The organism is Streptomyces sp. NPDC059477, assembly GCF_042749375.1.
In the GTDB taxonomy this organism is placed as follows: Bacteria; Actinomycetota; Actinomycetes; order Streptomycetales; family Streptomycetaceae; genus Streptomyces.
Genome location: NZ_JBHYUG010000008.1, coordinates 21773 through 42859, shown reverse-complemented (window position 1 = coordinate 42859; position 21087 = coordinate 21773). Strand labels below are relative to the sequence as shown.

Sequence of the window (21087 nt, the reverse complement as noted above, 5' to 3'; positions counted from 1 at the left end):
AGGGCGGCCTGATCCCCGTAGTGGCCCAGGCCGCCCTCCGCAGGTGTTCCCCCGGGTAGGGGTCAGTCCGCGCGGATGACCGCGCGCAGGCGGGTGGCGAAGGAGTCGGGGGTCTCCACGAATCCGGTGTGGCCGCCGGGGAACATCGTCGGCTCGGTGCCCAGTGTCTGAGCGAGCGCCCGGGAGGTCCGGTCGCAGAGCTGGCCGGTGGAGTCGTCGCCGATGCCCACCACGACGCGGGTGGCCCCGGTACGCAGGGCGGTCGTGTCCGGCTGCCAGAAAGTGGAGCCGCGCATCTCGTGGGCGAACCAGCGGCGCTCGTCCGCCACCTGCCGCGGATCGCGCTCCCCGCCGAACATCTCTTCGAGCGCGGGCTCGGGAATCGCGATGGCGGCCTGCGCGAAGAATTTCTTCCAGGCTCCCGTCACATCGCCGTCGAGGTAGGTGGCCACCAGGTCCTCGGTCCCGGCGCGTAGCTGCTCGCGGTCCTCCAGCAGCTCGGTCAGCGGCGGCTCGTGGGCGACGACGGTACGCACCTGATCCGGGTGGGCCTGGGCAAGGGCCAGCGCGGTGACGGCGCCGCCGCTGGAACCCAGGACGACGGCAGGACCCGCGTCGACGTGGGCGATCAGCCGGGCCAGGTCGTCGGCGCGCAGAGACGGCGTCGAGTCCTGCTCGGGGTCGTCCAGCGTGCTGCGGTGGATGCCACGCGGGTCGGTGGTGAGCACCGTGTGATCGGTGGCGAGCAGCTCGGCCAGCGGGGCGAAGGCGGCGGCGTCCATCGGGGCGCCGACCAGCACGACGAGCGGGCCTTCGCCGCGCACCTCGTAGTGCAGAAGCGCGCCCGGCACCTTGAGCGAACCGACGGCACCGGTCTCGGGCGTGTCTGTCGTGCGAGTGGTATCGGTCAAGTCTGTCGAGTCAGTGGTCATGCTCTCTCCGGATGAGGCTGTTCCTGATGAGGCTGTTCCTGGTCTGTCGATCATGTAGACCTCGTGGAGGCCGCGGACTCATCGGTCACCGGCACATTTCTTCACACACGGGCGGGCTCGGATTCGGCGGCCCGCTGCCCACCGTCGTGCGCACCCGTATCCAGCCCTCATCCGGCCCGTCCGACCAGGCACGCCCACCGGCCCGAAGCCTGAATCCGCCCGTGTCCGGGCCGTCGTATCCCCGACGTCACCCATGCGAGCGAAAACGGTGCGACGTCCTGCGAGGTCAATGCCGTACCGGGGGCGTCGCCCGGCGGGGCTGGTGGGATTCCTGGACACACTGGGCCGTGATGAAGTCTCTTCGGTCCGCGCGCTGCCGGGTCGATGAAGCGCGATGAAGGGGGAACGGTGGCTGCGATGGAACTGGTCGCGGGGGCCTTGGCCGCGGGGTTGGTGGGCGGGCTCACGGGCGGGCTGACGGAGACGGGCCAGCGGGTCGCGCGGAGCGCCTGGAACAGGCTGATGTCCCTGGTGTCCCGCAGGCGGGCCGCCACGGCCGCCGGTGAGGAGGAATCCGTCACGGACGCGGGCGAGGGAGGCGAGCCGGTGACTGAACCTGATCGCGGTGTCCGGGCGGGCAAGTACGGCGTGGTCGTGACCGGGTCCAGAGGCGTCGCATGCGGCGACCACATCATCCAGACCAACAACTTCCACTGACCGGTGACGAAGAACCCCTCCGCCGGCGGCGGCGGCGGGGAGGGAAAACAGCCCTCCGTTCGCGGTGACGGCGTCCTCATCGGGGACAACGCCATCCAGCACAATCATTTCTCGCGCGTTCCGATGCGGCCCGCGGCGCGGCGGGCGTTGGTCGTCGCGCTCGCGGCGGTCACGGTCGTCGTCTTCGGCGGCCCCGACACTTCGGAACCCGCTCAGCCGGTCCCGCCCGTGCCCGGGGCGCCCTCACCGGCCCCGACCACGACATCGAGCGTCCGGCCGAGCCCCGCTCCGACGCCCACCCGGAACCCCACGCCGAGTACCTCGTCTCCACCGCGGGCCCTGCCACCAGCACCCGCGCCCGCCCCGAGCCCCCCTCCGGCGTCCAGCCCACCCCCCGCACGTCCCACACCCACACCCACCTCCACGCCCACACCCACTCCGTCTCCGACCCGGACCTGTCCGCTGCGGAAGCAGTACCGGGTGAACAACAAGGGGCAGATCTGGGACGCCGGGGGCAATCGCGTCGGGGACGTGGCCTCGGGCACCCTGTTCTTCCGGCTGGAGCCCGCGAGCTATCCGGCCCCTGTCGACGATCGCTACTACGGCACCGTCGACGAGGTCATTTCCGGCAGCGCGACCGGCTATGTCCTGCGGAAGAAACTCGTCTATGTCGGAACCGTCGAAATCTGCGACTAGGACATGAGCCTGGTTGCCCTCCGGGCAGAACTACTGGTCCGGACCTGGCCGGATCGGCATCCATTTCATTCCACGGACTTTCCTGTTCGAATTCCGACTCGGTACATTCCCTCTGGCTTTGGAGAAGTGAGCATTCGCTGCATCCAGCAGCCCCTCTCCATACCGGAAAAACGGGAGGAAATAATGTCGGTTATCGATGAATCACTCGTCAACAATGAGGTGTACGCCGCTTCCTTCGGCGGTCGGCTCGCACTCCCTCCGGCACGCGAACTGGCCGTCCTCGCCTGCATGGATGCCCGGCTGGACATCTTCTCGATGCTGGGCCTGAAGGAGGGAGACGCCCACATCATCCGCAATGCGGGCGGCGCGGTGACGGAGGACGCGATCCGGTCACTGGTCATCAGCCAGCGCCTCCTGGGCACCCGGAGGATCATGCTCATCCACCACACGGACTGCGGTATGCAGACCTTCAAGGACGACGACTTCAAACGCGAGATCGAGGACGAGACCGGAATCCGCCCGCTCTGGGCACCGGAGGCCTTCGCCGACCTGGAGACGGATGTCCGGCAGTCCATCCGGCGTATCAAGGCCGACCCCTTCGTACCGCACAAGCGGCACATCCGCGGTTTCGTCTTCGCCGTGGAGACGGGGCAGCTGACGGAGGTGCAGTGAGGCGCAGTGAGCTGCGATGAGGCGCCTCGGAGACCTCGCGCCCGGCCGACGGTTCCTCGTCGGTCGGGTTGGTCGGGTCGGTCGCGCCAATCGGGCTGATCGGGCCGCTGCGGGCTCACGCGCGGGCGGGCTCACGCGCGGGCGGGCTCACGCGGCGGCGGGCTGGCGCGGCGGCGGCCCGCCTATCGATGGACCAACCCGCCCCCCACCTCGATCACCTGCCCCGTCACCCCCGCCGCGCCCTCGGACACCAGGAAGCGCAGGCAGCCGACCATGTCGTCGGGGGTGAGTCGGCGGGGCAGTGCCTGGCGGCGCAGGATGTCCGCGTCCAGGTCGTGCTGGGGCTGGTGGGCGGTGGCGAGTTCCCGTTCGCTCTCGGTGCGGACCGCGCCGGGTGACAGGGCGTTGACGGTGATGCCCGCTGGGCCCAGGGAGCGCGCGAGAGCGCGGGTCAGGCCGACCAGGCCGCTCTTGCCGGCCACGTAGGCGGGGCCGGACGGGCCGCCGAGACGTACCGTCGCCGAGGTGATGTTGACGATGCGTCCCCAGCCGCGTGCGCGCATGCCCGGGACCAGGGCACGGGCCAGCAGGACGGGCGCGGTGAGGTTCACGGCGAGGGTGGACGCCCACTCCTCGTCGCTCAGGTCGTCGAGCGCCGATTGGGAGGCGCGGGCCGCGTTGTTCACCAGCACGTCGACGGGGCCCGCGGCCGAGGCGAGGCGGGCGATCTCGCGCGCGTCGCCCAGGTCGGCCTCCAGGATCTCGACCGCCGCACCGAGGTCACGGCAACCGGCGGCCACGTCGGCGATCTCGCGCGCGGCGTCGAGGTGGTGCAGCACCACGGCCGTACCGGGGCGGGCCAGGCCCACGGCGAGGGCGGCGCCGATCCCCCGGCGGGCCCCGGTCACCAGGACGCGCCTGCCGGTCACCGCCTCGCCCCCCGCGATGCGCCCGGCACGATCAGCGTCTTGACGGTCGTCCCGGCCCGCACCCCGTCCAGGGCGGTGCCGATGTCCGCCAGGTCGAAGGTGGCGGTGACCAGCGGGGTGAGCCGGGCCGCGTGTCTGCGGACCGTGTCGACGGCGGCGGGGAAGCTGTGCAGGATCGCCATCGAGCCGACGATGGTCAACTCGTCGGCGTAGACGCGGTACGGCGACACCTCGACGCGTGCGGCGGGCGGGGCCACTCCGAAGACGAGGAGATGGCCGGCCCGGTCCACCAGGTCGAGTGCCTGGGTGAAGCCGGAGGGGTGCCCCGTCGCCTCCACGACCCAGGGCACCCGGAGTCCCGTCACCTCGTCGGGGTGACGGGCGGTGGCGTCGGTCAGCCGGGCGGCCAGTTCCCGGCGGGCCGGGTGGGGGTCGACGACGGTGACCGGGCCCACGCCCCTGGCGTCCAGCAGCAGCGCGAGGATCAGGCCCATCGTGCCGGCCCCGCACACCACGGCCGGTTCGTCGGCGCGCGGGCGCAGCCGGTCGAGGCCGCGTACCGCGCAGGCCACGGGTTCGAGCAGGGCGGCGGCCTCCCGGGGGAAGGACGCGTCGAGGCGGTGGCAGTTGGCCTCGGGGACGGCGACGTACTCGGCCCAGGCGCCCGGTCGGGTGGCGCCGATCGCGCCCCAGTCCTCGCACATGTTGCCCTGTCCGCGCAGGCAGCGCCCGCATCGGCCGCAGTGCAGCGAGGGGTCCACGGCCACCAGGTCGCCCACGCGGTGGTCGTGGACGCCGGTGCCGACGGCGACAATCTCGCCCCAGGACTCATGGCCCGGTACCAGCGGGAACCGGTCGTCGCCGAGTCCGCCCGACAGAAGGTGGAGGTCGGTGCCGCAGATGCCGCACGCCCGTACCTCGATCACCACCTCGCTCGCGGCCGGTTCGGGGTCGGGGATGTGCTCCACCGACTGCCGCCCCGGCGCCGAGGCCACCACGGCACGCACCCTCACCGCCCCCGCTCGTCGGCCGGGGGCGGGTCGAAGACGATCAGGCCGCGCCCTGCCGCGCCGGAGCGCAGTGCGTCGTACGCCTCGTCCATCTGGTCGGGGCGCCAGCGGCGCGCGACCATCTCCGCCAGCTTCAGCCGGCCCGCGAGGTGGAGGTCCACCAGGTCGGGGAAGTCGACCGGCGGGTTGGACGAGCCGTACTTCGAGGCGACGATGCGGCGCTCGCCGTTGAGCAGGTGGCCGGGGTCGAACGTCACGCGCGCGCCGTCGGGGTAGCCCGCGACCAGGATGGCGGTCCCGCGCGGTGCCAGGACGCGCAGGGCCGTGTCGAACGCCGGGGCGGCGCTCGTGGTCACGAAGGCGTGGTCCACCCCGCCGTCGGTGAGGTCCAGGATCTGACCCACCACGTCGTCGGAGCGCGCGTCGACACAGTGCGTGGCGCCCAGTGCGCGCAGGGCCTCGAACTTGGCGGGTACGACATCGACGGCGATCACGGGGTGGGCTCCCGCCAGTTGGGCGCCATGTACGGCGCTCGCGCCCACCCCGCCGCAGCCGAGCACGGCGACCGCGTCACCGACCCGGACGGCCGCCGTGGTGCGGACGGCACCGATGCCCGTCGCCACCGCGCAGCCGATCAGCGCGGCGAGGTCGAGCGGCATGGCGGGGTGGACCGGCACCACGGCGCGTTCCTCCAGGACGGTCAGTGGCGCGTTGGTGGCGGGACCGTAGTGGAACACCTCCTGACCGGCGGCGGAGAGGCGGGTGGTGCCGTCGCGCATCCGGCCGAACGGCGATGGGCGGCGGCAGATCGCGGGGGCGCCCCTGCGGCAAGGGCGGCAGGTGCCGCAGCCGGGGGCCCAGGAGACGACGACGTGGTCTCCCTCGGACACGGAGGTGACACCGGGGCCGACGGACTCCACCACACCGGCGCCCTCGTCGCCCAGCACGATCGGGACGGGGATCGCGGCGTGTTCGCCGTCCATGGCGTACAGACAGCTGTGGCAGACGCCCGAGGCGGCCATTCGGACCCGGACCTCGCCCGTGCGCGGCTCGGCCACCTCCAGGTCGACCATGCGGTGGGGCTCGCCCGCGCCGAAGAAGACGGGGGTGGGGATCAGCATGTGTGCCTCCGCCGGAGGTGAGAGAGGGAGAGGAGGGTGGTGCGGGTCATGTCCGGCCCGCCAGGTGGATCTTTGTCTCGGTGCCCGTGGCCGCGGCGGCCATCGCCTCGGCGGCGTCGGCGAGGGGGCGTACCGAGGTGATCAGTCGGGCCACCGGTACGCCCTCGGCGACGAGTTCCGCCGCGCGGTCGAGATCGTCCGGCGTGTACATCGCGGAGCCGGTCACCGTCACCTCGTGGTCCTGGACCGTCTCGATCGGCACCGCGACCTCGCCGTGGCCGACTCCGACGACCACGACCGAACCGCCGCGCGCCACCTCCGCCACGCCCGACCTGATCGTCATGGCGGAACCCACGCAGTCGAACACCACGTCGGGGCGTCCGCCGAGGGCCGTACGCACCCGCTCCCGGGCCTCGCGGCTCGCGGGGTCGATCGCGCGGGCGGCCCCCAGCGCCGACGCGAGCGCCCGTTTGGCCGCGACGGGCTCGACCACGGCCACCGGGCCCACGCCCGCCGCCATCAGGGCGAGCAGCACGCACTGGCCGATGGCTCCGCCGCCGGTCACCTGCACCGCAGCGCCCCGCGTGTCACCGGCCCGTGCGAGGGCGTGCACGGCCGTCGCCAGGGGTTCGATCAGGGCGGCCTGAGCGAGGCCGACCCCGGCGGGGACACGGGCGAGGGCGGCTTCGGGGACGACCGCGAAGTCGGCCATGAGGCCCGGAAGGTGTGATCCGACGCCGATCAGGTCGGTGCAGAGGTTGGGGCGGGCCCGGCGGCAGGGGGCACAGGTTCCGCAGGCCAGTACGGGGCGCAGGTAGACGTCGTCGCCGGGGGCGAAGCGGTGGGCTCCGTCGCCGAGGGCCACGACCTGGCCCGATGCCTCGTGTCCCGGCGCGACCGGGTAGGGCAGCCAGGGGTGTCCCCGGGTGAGGGTGTGCAGGTCGGAACCGCAGATCCCGGCGAAGGCCGTCCGGACCAGGGCCTCGCCGGGGCCGGGGGCGGGCACGGGCACCGTCCGGACCTCGACCGAGCCCGGTCCGGTGATCCAGACCTGGCGCATCAGTGCTCCCATCGCGGCTCCCTGACGTCGTGTCGGGCGGGGGGTGGTGCGGGGTGTGGTGCGGGGTGCGGGCCGGTGGGCGGGGTGCCGAAGGCCGGCACCGGCATGCCCGTCACACCCACGTCGAGGAGGTGGACGGAGCCGCCGGGGCGGTCGTCGTCGGCCGCCGTGGTGACGGCCAGCAGGTCCCGTCGCACGCCGGTGAACGCGCAGGAGGTGACATGGCGTGCGGGCAGGTCGATCCGGGCGATGGGCTCGCCGTCCGGGGTGAGGCGCAGGACGCGGCCCGCTCCCCACACCGCGAGCCACAGCCCGCCCTCGGCGTCGGTGGCCAGCCCGTCGGGGACACCGGCTTCCGGGGGCAGGCGCAGCAACGTCTGGCCCGGACCGGTGAGGCCGAGGTCGGTGTCGTAGCCGAAGCGGGTGAGGGTCCGGGGGCCACTGTCGACGAAGTAGAGGCGGTTTCCGGCCGGGTTCCAGGCCAGGCCGTTGCCGTGGGTGACTCCGGTGAGGTGCCGTTCGGCCCTGCCGTCCGCGTCGATCGTCCACAGGGCGCCGCCCGCGTCGGTGCCGGGGCGGACCGTACCGGCCCACAGGCGGCCGTCGGGGCCCACCTTGGCGTCGTTGAAGCGCACGCCGGGCGGGTCGGCGGGGAGGGTGGCGTGGAGGGTGGGGCGGGTGATCTCTTCGAGGTCCAGCCGGGTCACCTGGGTTCCGGCGGTGAGCAGGATGCCGCCCTGGGTGTCGGCGGCCACCGCACTCGCCGCGTCCCCTTCGGCGAGGCGGTGGACGCGCCACGGACCTGAGCTGTCGTCAAGGACGTACAGGGTGCCCGCCAGCGCGTCCACCCACAGCAGGAGGCCCGGCCCGGGGAGCCACAGCGGGCTCTCCGCGAGTGCGGCGCGGCACTCGATCTCGCGGATGACGGGAGCGTCGAGGCGGGGCAGGGACGCCAAGTCCATGTCACACCTCCGGCGGGAGGCAGACGACGACGGTGAGGGCGCCGCGTACGGTCATCGGTCCCGCGGCGGCGGGGACGACGAGGGTGCTGCCGCGTCGTACCGGCAGTTCGGGGCCGTCGGGCCAGCTGAGGATGCCGGTCCCGGCCGTGACCACCAGGACGGCGAAACCGGTCGCGGGCAGGGTGAACTCGCCGTCGCACTCGGCCAGCCAGGCGCGGAAGTACGGGTCGGCGCCGGGAGGGAAGAGGGTGGTGAGGCGTCCGCCGGGAGCGGTGCCGGGGACGGGGCGGGGCGGGGGCAGCAGGGCGTCGAGGCGGGTGCCGTGGGCGCTGAGGTCGAAGCAGGACAGGGCCGTGTCCCAGCCGAGGCCGAGGGTGGCGGTGTCCTCGTCGAGGCCGAAGGCGTGGTGGTCGGCGAGGACGGAGAAGGAGGTGGGTTCCTGGAGTTCGATCACCGTGACGCCGGGTCCTATGGCGTGGGGCAGTCCGGCGGGTACGTGGATGACTTGGCCGGGGTGGACGGGGAGTTCGTTCATGGCCGCGAGCATCGAGGGGAGGTCTCCCTCGGTGATCCAGTGGCGGAGGTCGGCGGGGGCGACCCGCTCGCGCATGCCGAGCCAGACCTTGGCGTCCGGGTCGGCGCGCAGCACGATCCAGCCTTCCGTCTTGCCGAACGGGCTGTGGAGGTGGGCGCGGGCGAACTCCCGGGTGGGGTGGCAGTGGACGGGGAGGCGCTCCCCCGCGTCGAGGAGTTTGACGAGCAGGCCGGTGTGGCCGTCGAACGCGCGCGCAAGGCGGTCGCCGAGCCAGCCGGTGGGGTCGGCGGTGATGAGGTCGCGCAGGGAGCCCTTGGCGGTCATCGACACGCCGGTGTCGGGGGACGCTCCGGGGGGCAGCAGGCCGGTGGGGAGTGCGGTCACCGAGCCCACCCAGTCCTCGGGGCCGCCGTCCTCGTCACCGACTCCCGCGCTGTCGTCGCCCGTGCGGAACTCGGTGATGCGGGTGCCGCCCGCGTAGTAGACGGGCACCCGGTTGTCCTCGACGAAGAGGGCGGTCGGTGGGGGCGCCGCCGGGTCGAGCGGGTGCAGGGGGCGCGGGGCGTGGTGGTAGTCGAGGTAGGCGAACCGGGGGGTGCTCGCGCCGGGGAGGTCCAGGACGTACGCCGTGGCGTACTGGCCGTGGAACCCGGCCCGGTACATCGTGGCCGACCTGACCACGACCGCGTCGGCGTCGCGTGGTTCGAGGCCCGCGTGGCGGTAGGCGGCCGGGTCGAAGGTGGGGGCCGGGCGTTCGGTGACGAGGATGACCGGGCCTCGTCCGGTGTCCAGGACGGCCCAGCGGCCCATCGAGATCCGCTGGCCGGTCATCGAGTCGCCGGTGAGGACGACCGGGCTGGTGCCGAGGCGTACGACGTGGCCGCGCACGGGGACGGGGTCGGACCAGCGGCTGTCGAGGGTGGCGCCGAGGGTGGTGCGTACGGCGCCGCCGGGGCCCGCGGCGAAGCAGGCGGCGACGGCCGGGGGGTCGACGACGGTGGCGAGGCTGGTGAGTTCCTGGCCGTGGTCGAGGAGGGCGCCTATGACGGCGGCGCTGTCGGCCGTGGCCCCGGCCGTCGGGGAGTCGGCGGACTGGACGAGCAGCACGGGGCCGGGGCCGGTGCCGTCGCGGCGCTTGAGGCCGCCGACCGTGGTGGTCAGGTCGTGCAGTGCCACGTCGAAGGCGGCACGGTCCGTCCAGGCGGCCTGGGCCAGCTCGTCGGCGAGGCGGGTGGCGGTGTCGCGGTCGCCGGTGGTGGTCACGGTCACGCCGAAGCCGAGTTCGGGGACGTCGAGCCAGGGCTGTACCGGGAACAGGGAGACGTCGAGGATGTCGCCGGTCGTGGCGGCGTCGGCCAGCCGGCGCAGCCGGGCCATCGGCGGGTCGGCCAGGGCCTGGGACTCGGCGGGGAGGAGCAGCGGGCGCTTGGCCAGGACGGTGTGCGGCGCCGACCGGCGGTCGCGCAGGGCGCGCAGGAGGAGGTTCGCGCCGCGTCGGCCGGTGTCGGCCTGGTCGATGTGGGGGTAGGTCCGGAAGCCCACGAGGGCGGTCGCGGCGGCGACGATGCGGGGGGTGACGTTGGCGTGCAGGTCGTGGGTGACGATCAGGGGGGTGGCGGGGCCGAGTACGGATCTGGCGGCCTCGGTGAGAGCGGCGTCGGCCGCCGGTTCGTGGGCGGCGGCCAGGGCGCCGTGCAGGCACAGGACGAGGCCGTCGAGGGGGGCTGCGGCGCGCAGTCCGTCGATGAGGAGGGCGCGGAGGGTTTCGAAGGCGTCGGCGTCGAGGGTGCCGCCGGACATCGCCCAGGCGCGGACGATCGGGACCGGCTCGGCGCCCGCCTCGGTGAGGGTCTCGACGGCTCCGGCGATCTCGGTGTTGGTGCCGTGCGAGAGGTCGGCGGCCGGTGCGCCGAGCCAGAGGCCGTGCGCCTGGAAGTCGGCGAGGGTGGTGGCGGCCGGGGAGAAGGTGTTGGTCTCCTGGATGAGGGCGGCTACGGCCACGCGTGGCGCGTTTCGTGTACGTGGCGTACATGGTGTGCCTGGCGTACGTGGTGTGCCTGGCGTACATGGTGTGCCTGCTGTTCCGGTCATCAGTGCATCACCCATCCGCCGTCGACCACGAGGAGTTGTCCGGTCACGAATCCGGATCCGGGGCCCAGGAGCCAGGCCGTGGCGGAGGCCACGTCGGACGCCTCGCCCCTGCGGGGCAGCGACTGGAGGGCGGCCATCGTGCGCTCCAGTTCGCCGGGGTCGCCGTACACCGCCTCGGCCTCGCCCCGGATGGCGCCGGGGGCGAGGGCGTTGACCCGTACGCCCTCGGGGCCCACCTCGCGGGCCAGGGCGCGGGTGAGGCCGATGAGGGCGGCCTTGGAGGTGACGTAAGGCAGATTGCCGGTGCGGCCGAGCAGCGGGGTCACCGACGCCATCACGACGACGGACCCGCGTCCGGAGGCGACCAGGTCCGGGTGGACGGCCCGTGCGCACAGGTAGGCGCCGGTGACATTGACGGCGAGCACCTCGGCCCAGTCGGCGGCCGAGTGCGCGCGCCAGTCCCGGCGGGCGGCCACGGACACGGCCGCGTTGCAGACGAGGGAGGTCACGGGGCCGAGTTCGGCGCGGGTGCGGGCCGCCATCGCCGTGGTCTGCTCGGGGTCGGAGACATCGCCGGGCACCACCACGGCCCGGCCGCCCCGGGCGGTGATGTCCGCGACGACCGCCGCGGCGGCCGTCTCGTGCCCCGGGCCCGGCGGGCAGTTCACGGCGACCGCGTAGCCGTCCTGTGCCAGCCGGGTCGCCACGTCACGGCCGATGAGCCCGGCCGCGCCGGTGACGAGGGCCACGCCCGCGGCGCCCGGGGTGAGCGGGGTACCCGGGGTGCCTGGGGTGCCTGGGGTGAGCGGGACACCCGGGGTGCCCGGGGTGCTCGCCGCATCCGCTGTTCCCGTCATGTCAGTACTTCGGGAACCGGGCGCGGAAGCCCGCCCGGGCCGTGTCCTTGAACTCGCTGCTCTCCCCCACCCGCTGGTGGTGCTCGGCGTAGAAGCGCAGCTTGTCGCGGTCGATGGTGACGCCGAGACCGGGACCGCTGGGCACCCGCACGCGCCCCTCGTGGAAGGTGAACGGCTCGGTGATGATGTCGTCGGCCTGTTCGAGCAGGTGGGTGTCGATGGTATGGCCGACCATGGTCTCCGACGCGGCCAGATGCAGTACGGCGGCCGTGGAGATCCCCAGTTCCCGGTCGCTGTGCAGACTGAGTCCGATGTTGAAGGTCTCGCACACCTTCGCCAGGTGCAGTACGGCACTGGGTCCGCCCCAGAAGTGGACGTCGCCGAGGATCACGTCGACAGCGCGCAGCCGTACCGACAGCGGAATCTGCTCGAAGGTGACACAGGCCATGTTGGTGGCGAGCGCGACGGGTGTGCGCTCCCGCACCAGGGACATGCCCTCCAGGCCCCAGGTGGGGTCCTCGCAGAACTCCAGCCCGTACTCCTCCAATTCGTTCAGGACGCGGACGCTGGTCTGCACCGACCACACGGCGTTGGGGTCGATCCGCAGATAGCGCAGCCGTCCGCCGAGGCGCTCCCGCATCAGCCGGACCGAGCGGATCTCCTCCTCGGGGGTGAGGACCCCGTTCTTGAACTTGATGTCGCGGAACCCGTGGGTGTCGAAGAGTTCCTCGGCGTGGTCGGCGGCGTTCTCCGGGCGGTCGCCGTCGCCGATGTCGGTGGCGCTCGCGTAGCGGTAGAAGACATAGGCGGCGAATTCGACCCGCTCGGTCTCGATGCCGCCCCACAGGTCTCCGCAGCGTTTGCCGAGGGCCTTGCCGATCAGGTCCCAGCAGGCCATCTCCACGGCGGCACCGGCCAGTTTGGCGGCGCCGACGAGGGCGAGTTGCTCGCTGGTCATCCGGAAGACGGCGAAGCGGCGGGCGATCCGGGACACCTCGAAGGGGTCGGTGCCCATGAACAGCTCGCGGTGCAGGGCGAGGGCACGGACCACCTCGTCGCCGCCACGGGTCTCGCCCACACCGATGAGCCCTTCGTCCGTCTCCAGTTCGACGATGGTCCGGGTGGTGCTGGTCTCCACCCCGAACGACCAGCGCAGGGGGCGTTTGAGCGGCACGGTGACGGGTGTCGCCCGGATGTTGACGATCTTCATGGGAACGGCTCCTTCACGAGGTCACGGGTCACGGTCACGGGTCACGGGTCGCGGGTCAGATCCGGGTGAGGGCGTGGGTGACGGCGTCGAGGGTGGTGTCGATGTCGTCGTCGGTGTGCGCGGACGAGACGAACCAGGTGCCGCGCGGCAGGACGCGCACACCGCGTTCGAGGAGCCGGTGGGCGAACTCGGTGTACCGGGTGTTGTCGAGCGCCCGCGCGGAGCGGTAGTCCTGCGGTGGCGGGCCGTCGGTGAACCGCACGTGGAAGACGGCCGGGTAGCCGGCCACCTGGGCGGACACCCCGGCGTCGCCGAACGCCTTCTCCAGGCCGCTGATCAGGCGGGCGCCGGTCCGCGCGATGCGGGTGTGCGGCTCGCCGGTGGCGATCTCGCGCAGTACGGCGGTGGTGGCGGCCATGGCGACGGACTGGGTGTTGTAGGTGCCGCCGTGCAGGACCCGCCGGTCGCCGATCAGTTCCATGAGGTCGGCGGGTCCGGCGAGGGCGGCGACGGGGAAGCCGTTGCCGAGGGCCTTGCCGAGGACGGTCAGGTCGGGGAGCACCCCGAGGCGGGCCTGGGCTCCGCCGGGCGAGACCCGGAAGCCGGTGATGACCTCGTCGAAGATCAGCAGGGTGCCGCTGGCGGCGCACAGGTCGCGGACCGCTGCCAGGTATCCGGCGCGGGGCGGGACGCCGCCGTTGTTGAACATGACCGGTTCCATGATCACGGCGGCCACGTCGCCGGGGGCCAGCCGGGCCCGTACCGCGTCGGTGTCGTTCCAGGGGAGTACGGCGATGTCCTGGGCGGGGAGCTGGCCCGCGGAGCCCGGTACCGGGACGGGGGCGTTCGCGGGGCCCGCCGCGGCGGGGTCGGGGGCGACGCTCCACAGCACGTTGTCGAACCAGCCGTGGTAGTGGCCCTCGAACTTGACGACGACACGGCGTCCGGTGGCGGCGCGGGCCAGCCGCAGCGCGGACTGCACGGCCTCGCTCCCGGTGGAGGAGAAGCGGACGCGTCCGGCGGCGGGGACCAGTTCGGTGACCAGCCGGGCCGCCTCGTACTCCAGCGAGGTCTGTCCGGCGACCAGGACGCTGCGGCCGAGTTGTGCGCGGGCCGCCGCCAGGACCGGGGCGGGGCTGTGGCCGAGCAGCATGGGGCCCATGCCGAGGACGTAGTCCAGCAGGTGGTTGCCGTCGGCGTCGACGAGCCGGGCGCCGTGGGCGGACTCGAACACCAGGGGGGTGGGCCGGATGCCGGCCCGGAAGGCGCTGTTGACGCCTCCGGCGACATAGCGGCTGCCGTCGCGGATCCGCTGCCTCGACACGTCGAACCGCATGGGGAACTCCTGTCGGTGGGGCGGGGGTGGGGTGGCGGGGCCGGTCGGGGGGCCGGTCGGGGATGAGGTGACGGTCCCGGACGGGATGCCGCTCGCCGGCGGTGTGCCGGTCCCGGGTGGTGTGCCGGTCCCGGGTGGGCCGGGGAAGGCGGCGGTCACGGGGTCACCACAGGGTCCAGCCGCCGTCGACGACGACGCTCTGGCCGGTGACGAAGGACGACGCCGGGGCGGTGAGGAACAGCAGCGCGCTGCGGAGTTCGCGGTCGGTGCCGAGGCGGCCGACCGGGGTGCCCGCGCTGAGCGCGGCGGACACCTCGTCGCTGAGGGCGTCGTCGTTGGCGGGGCTGGGGAACATGCCGGGGCACAGCGCGTTGACGGTCACCCCGGTGGGTCCGAGCTGGGCGGCGAGGAATTTCGTCAGCCCGATCAGGCCGTGCTTGCTGGCGAAGTAGGAGGCGATGTCCAGTCCGACGCCGGGATAGCGGGAGGCGTCCCCGGCGACGAGCCCGTACACCGAGGCGACGTTGACGACGCGGCCCCAGCCCCGGTCGGCCATGCCGGGGACGAGTTTCTGGCAGAGCCGGAAGGGGGCCTCGACGTTGAGGGTCATGATCTGCCGCCAGTCCTGCTCGGTGACCTCGGGCCAGGGGGCGCGGTGGGCGAGTCCGGCGTTGTTGACCAGGATGTCGACGGGCCCGGCGGCGGCGACCAGGGCGTCCACGTCGGCGGGGTCGGTGACGTCGGCGCGGATCGCGGTGACGGTGCCGGGGTCGAGTTCCGCGGCCGTCCGTTCCAGTGGCCCGGGGCGCCGTCCGCAGATGGTGACCGTGGCGCCCGCGTCGACGAGTGCCTCGGTCAGCTGGCGGCCGAGTCCGTCGCCGCCGCCGGTCACCAGGGCGCGGCGGCCGGTGAGGTCGAAGTCCGGTGGGTGCATGGTCACTTCCCTCCGCTGGTGGACGCGGGTTGTGGCGGGCTGTCGGCAGGGGTGGCGGCGGGGGTGTCCTGGTCGAGGCCGGCCATCAGGTGCAGCAGCTTCGAGTGGGTGATGTCGGCGACGTCGCCGTCGTGGACGACCGTGCCGAGGCGCAGGACGACGACGCGGTCGGCGACGGCGAAGACGGTACGGATGTCGTGGCTGATGAGGATGACACCGGCGCCGTTCTCGGCGGCCTGGCGGACGATCCGCAGCACATTGCGGGTCTGGGTGACGCCGAGCGCGGCCGTCGGTTCGTCGAGGATGACGAGTTTCACGTCCTCGCGCATGGCACGGGCGATGGACACCGACTGCCGCTGTCCGCCGGAGAGGCGGCCGACGGAGCGGTTGAGGTCGGGCAGTTCGATGCCGAGGGACGCGAGGCGGGTGCGGGTCCTGCGGACGGCCTCCGCGTCGTCCCGGACCGGGAGGTAGCGGCGGCGGGGTTCGTCGCCGAGGATCAGATTGTGGGCGACGCCCAGGTTGGGGCAGACCGCGAGATCCTGGTGCACGGTCTCGATGCCGCTGCGGCGGGCGTCGAGCGGGGTGTTGAAGCGCACCGGTTCGCCGTCGAAGGTGAGCCGGCCGCCGTCGGGGCGGTGCACCCCGCAGATCAGTTTCACCAGCGTGGACTTGCCCGCGCCGTTGTCGCCGACGAGACAGACGACCTCCCCGGCGCGCACGGAGAACGAGCCGTCGCGCAGGGCGAACACCGACCCGAAGCGCCGGGACAGACCATGGCACTCCAGGACCGTACGGCCGGGTTCGCGGACCCGTTCGAGGCCGGTGTCGTACTCGTCGGCGGCGTCGGCACGTGCCGGGTCACGGGCTTCGGCCGGTGTCTCCGTGCGTACGGCGTGGTCCCGGCGGTGGGTGGCGAGCTGGTCGGCGCCGAGGGCGAGCAGCAGCACGGCACCCTTGGTGATCTGCTGCCACCAGTCCTCAAGCCCGGCGAAGATCAGCCCGGAGCCGAGTACGCCGATGGTCGCCACGCCGACGAACACCCCGGCGGGGTGGCCGCTGCCCCCGGCGAACCCGACACCGCCGAGGATGACGGCGGTCAGGACGTCGAGTTCGAACTGGGTGCCGATCTGCGGGGTGCCGCTGCCGAGGCGGGCGGTGGTGAGGACGGCGACGATCCCCATCAGCAGCCCGTTGAAGACATACAGCTTGATGACGGTGCGGTCCACGGGGACGCCGGTCAGCCGGGCCGCGTGGACGTTGCCGCCGATGGCGTACAGCCGCAGGCCCGCCGGGGTGCGCAGCAGCCACAGGCCGCCGAGCACGAGGACGACGACCGCGACGATGACCGGGACGGGGATACCGGCGGGGCGGCCCCGGCCCAGCTCGATGAACGCGTCGGAGAACCCGAAGACCGACCGGCCCTCGCCGACGAGGTAGGCGCAGCCCTTGAACACCGCCATGGTGCCCAGGGTCACGATGAGCGGGGATATCCGCATGACCCGGACGAGGACCCCGTTGACCAGGCCGAGGACGAGTCCCATGGCCAGCCCGGCCGCCACCGGGAGCACGACGCCGCCGGTGTCCGCGGCGACCTGCGCGGTCACCACGGAGATCAGGGCGTACTGGCCGCCGATGGACAGGTCGACGTTCCCGGAGATCAGCAGGAACATGGCGCCGACGCCCGCGATGGCGATGGCGGAGACGTTCAGTGAGATGGTCAGGCCGTTGGACACGGCGAAGAAGTTGTCGAAGCTGACACCGAAGTACGCGATGAGCCCGATGCACAGGAGCGCGAGCCCGATACGTCTGCTCGGCTCCCCGGGCACCAGATAGGTGCGCGACGGACGGTTGAACCTCACGGTGGAAACCCCGTTCTCGGCGGGTGCCGCGGTGGTCCGGAACTCGTGCCGGAGTGTGGAGGGGCGGGGCCGGGCCTCTTCGAGGGCGGACCTTCGAGGGCGGATCCACGAGGGCGGATCCACGAGGGCGGATCCACGAGGATGGACCTTCAGTGGCGGACCCTCAAGGCCGGGTCGCGAACGTCCCGTGGTCCGTCCGAGGCCCGGCCGGGCCCTCAGGCCGCGTCGTTGATGTACTGGTCGCGGTGCTCGTAGTCGACGGACCCGAGCAGGGTGAAGTAGGTCTCGGCGTTCTTCCAGGTCGTGGCGACGTCCTTCATGTCGGCCTTGTACGCGGCGATCGTCTCGGGCGAGTTCAGTTCGATCGCGTTGAACTGCATGACCTGGGGGACGGGCTTGCCTTCGAGCCAGTCGGCGGCGAACTGGGCCCACGCGTAGCCCATCAGCGGGTAGGCGAAGGCGAAGCTGGCCCGGTAGATGCCCTTCTCGCCGACCTCGGCGAGGGCCTGCTCGTCGCCGTCGATGCCGGACAGGTACATGTGCGGCTTGACGGCCTTGGCCGACTCCAGCGCGGAGAGCGCGCCGAGGACATGCGTGTCGCCGCCGAGGACGACGTCGATGTCCGGCTCCTTCTGGAGGACGGTGCTCAGGGCCTTGAAGCCGCCCTCCTGGGTGATGGCCGGGGGCTGGACGTCGGCGACGATCTCGACTCCGGCGCCCGCGGTCCTGAGCCCGTCGAGGACGCCCTGGTGCCGGGCCTTGAGGACCTCGATGGTGTCGTTGTTGAAGTAGACGACCTTGGCCTTGCCGTCGAGTTCCTCGGTGATGTACTTGGCGGCGGCGAGCCCCTGGGCCTGCCCCACCTTGTACTGGTCGGCGACGGCCTGCACGGTGCTCGGCGGGGTCACCAGTGACATCACCGCGGCCCCCGACTCGATGGCCCGCTGCATGAGCGGGGCCTGGGCGTTGGCGTCGAGCGGCTGGATGCAGAGGGCGCCCACACCGCGTTGCAGAAACGTTTCTATCTGCTCGATGTTCTTGGCGGAGTCATCATTGGCGATGGCGGTCACGAATTCCAGGCCGCGTTCCTTGGCGGCGAGTTCGATGGAGTTGGTGATCTGGAGGAAGAACTCCGCGTCCGAGGTGTTCGCCCACGCGATCCGCTTGGGCAGGTCGGGCTTCTCCCCGGCCGGCCGGCCGAACTCGAACGGCTTGAGGTCCTTCGGCGCGGCGATGCCCGGCCCGATGTCCCCCTCGCCGTCGCCCGAGCCGGCGGACCCGGAGTCCGTGGACCCACCGCACGCGGTGAGCAGCATCCCGGCGGCGAGGGACCCGGCCAGGAAGGCGAGGGAGCGCGGCGCGCGGGGCCGTCGGCCCGATCCGCCTCGCCGGTGGTGATGTTGCGATCCGCTGCGCCGGTAGCGGCGCTCCGATCTGCTCCGCCGGTAGTGAAGTACAGACACTCGACACCCCCTGATTCCGCAATGCGGATTGGGTTTTTGCGTTGCGGACACCGTAGGAAGGGGGTAGGGGGGTGTCAATAGATCGGACATGGCCGAAATATGCGGTGTGGGGGTAGCAACGATGGTGGGGGTACACAGGGGGAGTCGCCCCTCACCCCCGCAGACCGGCCGCCACGGCCGCCTCCCAGGCGGGGTCGCGCTCCAGCGGGAACAGGGGCGTGGGGCGGTGCCGGTAGCGGAGTTGGTCCAGGGCGGCCGGGCAGTAGCCCGGTGTCCGTACCTGGAGGGTGCGCGCGGCGTAGCCGCCGAAGGCCGCCTTCCAGGCGATGGCGCCCTTGGCGACGAGGGACCGGGCCGCGCGCGGCTCCACCCCGAGGACCCGCAGATGGTCGTCGTCGAAGGGCACCACCCGGTGTTGGGTGAGGACGACGGTCCCGATCGCGGCGTCGACCACGACGACACGGCCCATGTCGACGCGCTGGCCCCGCATGTAGCTCCCCGTGCGGGTGTAGCCGACCCGGCCCAGCCGGCGGGCCGGACCCGACAGCGGGAAGGGCGTGCCCATGGACGGATCGCTGCGCCCGCCCACGGGGAGCGCCACCAGATCGCCGTCCGTCCGCTCGGCCGCCGCCACCGCCACGGGGTCCCACAGCACCGACACCGAGCCCTGCGCGCCCGCCGCCGCGAGGGCGTGCAGGATCGCGGTGCCGTCTCCGGGTGATCCGCCGCCGACGTTGTCGGCCACGTCGACCAGAACGACGGGGCCGGGCCCGCTCGCCGTGGCGCGGGCCGCCGCGTCGGCGTCCACCAGGTCGCAGGTGAAGTTCTCGCGCTGGGACCAGATCTGTTCGGCGAGGTCGGCGGCGTGCCCGTGGGCCCCGTGGACTGCGGACACGTAGACGCCGAAGCCGAGCCGGTCCCCCTCCCCGTAGGCGAATCCGGGGAGCGCGCTCGCCGTCCACACGCCGGGTCTTCGGGTGAGGTCGCCGACGGCCCGCAGCAGGGACCGCATGGGTTCGGCCGCGCCCTCCTGGGCGAGCGGGACCGTCAGCAGCGGCAGCTTCCGGAACGCGTACGGGGTGCGGTACGGCCGTCCGATCCGCCGCACCAGCAGTTCCACCGCCTCGGCGCCGCGCTCGGCCATGTCGACGTGCGGGTACGTCCGGTAGCCCACGAGGAAGTCGGCGGCGCGGGGCAGGTCGGGCCCGACGTTGGCGTGGTAGTCGAGGGTGACGGCCACGGGCACGTCGCCGATCGCGTCGCGCAGCGCGGTGACGACGCGCAGCTCGGGGTCGGGGCAGCCCTCGACCACCATCGCGCCGTGCAGGGCGAGGACCACACCGTCCAGGGGGCCGGCGCCCCGGGCCCGTCCCACCAGGGCGCGCAGCATCGTCGCGAACGCCCTGCCGTCCACGACCCCCGAGGGGAGCGCGGCGCCGAAGCACAGCGGGACCGGCTGCACGCCGTTCTGCTCGGCGAAGGCGACGGCGCCGCCGAGTTCGGTCCCGGTGCCGCGGACCGCGTCGAGCAGCGCCGGGCCTTCCGCGAGGAGGTAGTTCTCGAAGTCGCGCAGCGTCGTGGCGCGCGGCACGAAGGTGTTCGTCTCCTGCCAGATCCCGCCGACACCGATCCTGAGCATCCGGGTCCCCTTCCGTCGTGTGTCCCTCGTGTGTACGGTAGCCGGAACGAGAGTCCGACTGCCGGAATACCGCTCGGTCTGTGCTCCACGGACCTGGTGCCCCTCCCCCACCTCTCGCCACGGCCGCGAACCGGCGGCGTGCGCGGAAAGGAGCGAAGCGCTATGGCGCGCGAACGACGGACCGACGAGGTGGCTGTCCTCCTCAAGGCCCTCGACATCCTCAACTGCCTCGCGGTGGACGCCCCTTGTACGGCCGCGCACATCAGCGAGCACGCGGGGGTGACCAAACCCGCCGCCTACCGGATCCTCAAGACGCTCGACCTGAGCGGCTATGTCGTCCGCGACGAGGAGCAGCGCGAGTACATGCTGGGACCCGCCCTGCACGGCCTGAGCCGCGCGGCCCGCAGTTCGAGCGATCTGGTGCGTGTCGCCCGGCCCGTGATGGAGACCCTCAACGAGGAACTGGGCGAGACGGTCAACCTCGGCGTCCTCAGCCATGGGCAGATCGTCTATCTGGACACCATCGAGAGCACCCACCGGCTCCGCTCGACCGTGCAGATCGCGCTGCGCGACTGTGTGCACTCCACGGCGCTGGGCAAGGCGATCCTGGCCGCCCTGCCGGTGGAGGAGGCCAGGAAGCGGCTGGAGGGGGCGGACCTGACGGCGATGACGTCCCACACCCTGACCGAGGTGCCCGCCCTGCTGAGCCAGTTGGAGGGCGTGCGGGAGATGGGGTACGCGGTCGACGACGAGGAGAACGAACTCGGCTCGCGCTGTGTCGCCACCGCGATCCTGGACGGCTCGGCGAAGCCGGTGGCGGCGCTCAGCGTCTCCGCCCCCACCACCCGGATGCGGGCGGAGACCCTCCAGCGGGTGGGCCGCCGGGTCGCGGGCGCCGCGGCGGACCTCGGTGAACTGATCCGGTGACCCGGGCACCGGGCCCCCCCCAGGGCACCCGCCCCCGCGGCGAACAATGGGGGGGGCCCCCCCCCCCCCCCCAGAGAGCGCACCCCCAAGACCACCCGCCCCCCCTGCACAATAAGCACAACAGGCCCCCCCCC

Annotated in this window: 18 protein-coding genes; 4 read left to right on the top strand and 14 right to left on the bottom strand. The window is 72.8% G+C overall.

What is annotated here, in order from left to right; translation table 11 throughout:
- Positions 1-62: 62 nt before the first annotated feature.
- On the bottom strand, positions 63-911 hold the full coding sequence (locus tag ACFXAZ_RS06290) for an alpha/beta fold hydrolase (protein ID WP_384585851.1): 849 nt from the start codon (positions 909-911) through the stop codon (positions 63-65).
- A 429-nt stretch (positions 912-1340) separates the two neighbouring features.
- Between ACFXAZ_RS06290 and ACFXAZ_RS06285 the strand changes: the two genes are divergently transcribed.
- From ACFXAZ_RS06285 to ACFXAZ_RS06275, 3 genes are all read left to right on the top strand, one after another.
- Complete coding sequence (locus ACFXAZ_RS06285; RefSeq protein ID WP_384585849.1) at positions 1341-1649, top strand: hypothetical protein; 309 nt, start codon at positions 1341-1343, stop codon at positions 1647-1649.
- A 480-nt stretch (positions 1650-2129) separates the two neighbouring features.
- A complete protein-coding gene (locus tag ACFXAZ_RS06280) occupies positions 2130-2345 on the top strand; it encodes a hypothetical protein (protein ID WP_384585847.1) in 216 nt (71 codons plus the stop codon).
- A 183-nt stretch (positions 2346-2528) separates the two neighbouring features.
- Complete coding sequence (locus tag ACFXAZ_RS06275; protein ID WP_384585845.1) at positions 2529-3017, top strand: beta-class carbonic anhydrase; 489 nt, start codon at positions 2529-2531, stop codon at positions 3015-3017.
- A 182-nt stretch (positions 3018-3199) separates the two neighbouring features.
- Here the strand turns inward: ACFXAZ_RS06275 and ACFXAZ_RS06270 are convergent, their stop codons facing one another.
- The 13 genes from ACFXAZ_RS06270 to ACFXAZ_RS06210 all read right to left on the bottom strand — a co-directional run bounded on the left by ACFXAZ_RS06270 (position 3200) and on the right by ACFXAZ_RS06210 (position 20026).
- Entirely contained in the window at positions 3200-3946 is a 747-nt protein-coding gene (locus ACFXAZ_RS06270; RefSeq protein ID WP_384585843.1) for an SDR family NAD(P)-dependent oxidoreductase, read from the bottom strand.
- Entirely contained in the window at positions 3943-4959 is a 1017-nt protein-coding gene (locus ACFXAZ_RS06265; RefSeq protein ID WP_384585841.1) for an alcohol dehydrogenase catalytic domain-containing protein, read from the bottom strand. Before ACFXAZ_RS06265 ends, ACFXAZ_RS06270 begins: the two co-directional genes overlap by 4 nt.
- Positions 4956-6077, bottom strand: coding sequence for a zinc-binding dehydrogenase (locus ACFXAZ_RS06260; RefSeq protein ID WP_384585839.1), 1122 nt, complete (start codon positions 6075-6077; stop codon positions 4956-4958). Before ACFXAZ_RS06260 ends, ACFXAZ_RS06265 begins: the two co-directional genes overlap by 4 nt.
- Positions 6078-6123: 46 nt before the next feature.
- Positions 6124-7149 (bottom strand): zinc-binding dehydrogenase, encoded by a 1026-nt coding sequence (locus ACFXAZ_RS06255; RefSeq protein ID WP_384585837.1) that lies wholly within the window; start codon positions 7147-7149, stop codon positions 6124-6126.
- Positions 7137-8099, bottom strand: coding sequence for an SMP-30/gluconolactonase/LRE family protein (locus ACFXAZ_RS06250; protein ID WP_384585835.1), 963 nt, complete (start codon positions 8097-8099; stop codon positions 7137-7139). The genes ACFXAZ_RS06255 and ACFXAZ_RS06250 overlap by 13 nt, the downstream gene beginning before the upstream one ends.
- Position 8100: 1 nt before the next feature.
- Positions 8101-10635 carry a M81 family metallopeptidase gene (locus ACFXAZ_RS06245; protein ID WP_384585833.1) on the bottom strand — a complete coding sequence of 845 codons (2535 nt, stop codon included), beginning with the start codon at positions 10633-10635 and terminating at the stop codon, positions 8101-8103.
- 89 nt (positions 10636-10724) lie between these two features.
- Positions 10725-11582 carry an SDR family NAD(P)-dependent oxidoreductase gene (locus ACFXAZ_RS06240; protein WP_384585829.1) on the bottom strand — a complete coding sequence of 286 codons (858 nt, stop codon included), beginning with the start codon at positions 11580-11582 and terminating at the stop codon, positions 10725-10727.
- A gap of 1 nt (position 11583) precedes the next feature.
- Positions 11584-12792 (bottom strand): enolase C-terminal domain-like protein, encoded by a 1209-nt coding sequence (locus ACFXAZ_RS06235; protein WP_384585827.1) that lies wholly within the window; start codon positions 12790-12792, stop codon positions 11584-11586.
- A gap of 55 nt (positions 12793-12847) precedes the next feature.
- The gene (locus tag ACFXAZ_RS06230) at positions 12848-14128 is read right to left on the bottom strand and encodes an aspartate aminotransferase family protein (protein ID WP_384585825.1); all 1281 of its coding nucleotides are present in this window, start codon (positions 14126-14128) and stop codon (positions 12848-12850) included.
- Between the two features lie 163 nt (positions 14129-14291).
- Positions 14292-15062, bottom strand: coding sequence for an SDR family NAD(P)-dependent oxidoreductase (locus ACFXAZ_RS06225; RefSeq protein ID WP_384585823.1), 771 nt, complete (start codon positions 15060-15062; stop codon positions 14292-14294).
- 2 nt (positions 15063-15064) lie between these two features.
- On the bottom strand, positions 15065-16924 hold the full coding sequence (locus ACFXAZ_RS06220) for an ATP-binding cassette domain-containing protein (RefSeq protein ID WP_384585821.1): 1860 nt from the start codon (positions 16922-16924) through the stop codon (positions 15065-15067).
- A 215-nt stretch (positions 16925-17139) separates the two neighbouring features.
- Positions 17140-18387 (bottom strand): sugar ABC transporter substrate-binding protein, encoded by a 1248-nt coding sequence (locus ACFXAZ_RS06215; protein WP_384585819.1) that lies wholly within the window; start codon positions 18385-18387, stop codon positions 17140-17142.
- Between the two features lie 151 nt (positions 18388-18538).
- Positions 18539-20026 (bottom strand): M81 family metallopeptidase, encoded by a 1488-nt coding sequence (locus tag ACFXAZ_RS06210; RefSeq protein WP_384585817.1) that lies wholly within the window; start codon positions 20024-20026, stop codon positions 18539-18541.
- A gap of 162 nt (positions 20027-20188) precedes the next feature.
- Between ACFXAZ_RS06210 and ACFXAZ_RS06205 the strand changes: the two genes are divergently transcribed.
- Positions 20189-20953 (top strand): IclR family transcriptional regulator, encoded by a 765-nt coding sequence (locus ACFXAZ_RS06205; RefSeq protein WP_384585815.1) that lies wholly within the window; start codon positions 20189-20191, stop codon positions 20951-20953.
- The last annotated feature ends 134 nt before the right edge of the window (positions 20954-21087 follow it).

Excerpts from the sequence above, each read along its gene's own strand:
- ACFXAZ_RS06205 (WP_384585815.1), top strand. The coding sequence starts at position 20,189 with ATGGCGCGCGAACGACGGACCGACGAGGTGGCTGTCCTCCTCAAGGCC.
- ACFXAZ_RS06260 (WP_384585839.1), bottom strand. The coding sequence starts at position 6,077 with ATGCTGATCCCCACCCCCGTCTTCTTCGGCGCGGGCGAGCCCCACCGC.
- ACFXAZ_RS06275 (WP_384585845.1), top strand. The coding sequence starts at position 2,529 with ATGTCGGTTATCGATGAATCACTCGTCAACAATGAGGTGTACGCCGCT.
- ACFXAZ_RS06235 (WP_384585827.1), bottom strand. The coding sequence starts at position 12,792 with ATGAAGATCGTCAACATCCGGGCGACACCCGTCACCGTGCCGCTCAAA.
- ACFXAZ_RS06250 (WP_384585835.1), bottom strand. The coding sequence starts at position 8,099 with ATGGACTTGGCGTCCCTGCCCCGCCTCGACGCTCCCGTCATCCGCGAG.
- ACFXAZ_RS06230 (WP_384585825.1), bottom strand. The coding sequence starts at position 14,128 with ATGCGGTTCGACGTGTCGAGGCAGCGGATCCGCGACGGCAGCCGCTAT.
- ACFXAZ_RS06210 (WP_384585817.1), bottom strand. The coding sequence starts at position 20,026 with ATGCTCAGGATCGGTGTCGGCGGGATCTGGCAGGAGACGAACACCTTC.
- ACFXAZ_RS06225 (WP_384585823.1), bottom strand. The coding sequence starts at position 15,062 with ATGCACCCACCGGACTTCGACCTCACCGGCCGCCGCGCCCTGGTGACC.
- ACFXAZ_RS06255 (WP_384585837.1), bottom strand. The coding sequence starts at position 7,149 with ATGGGAGCACTGATGCGCCAGGTCTGGATCACCGGACCGGGCTCGGTC.
- ACFXAZ_RS06240 (WP_384585829.1), bottom strand. The coding sequence starts at position 11,582 with ATGACGGGAACAGCGGATGCGGCGAGCACCCCGGGCACCCCGGGTGTC.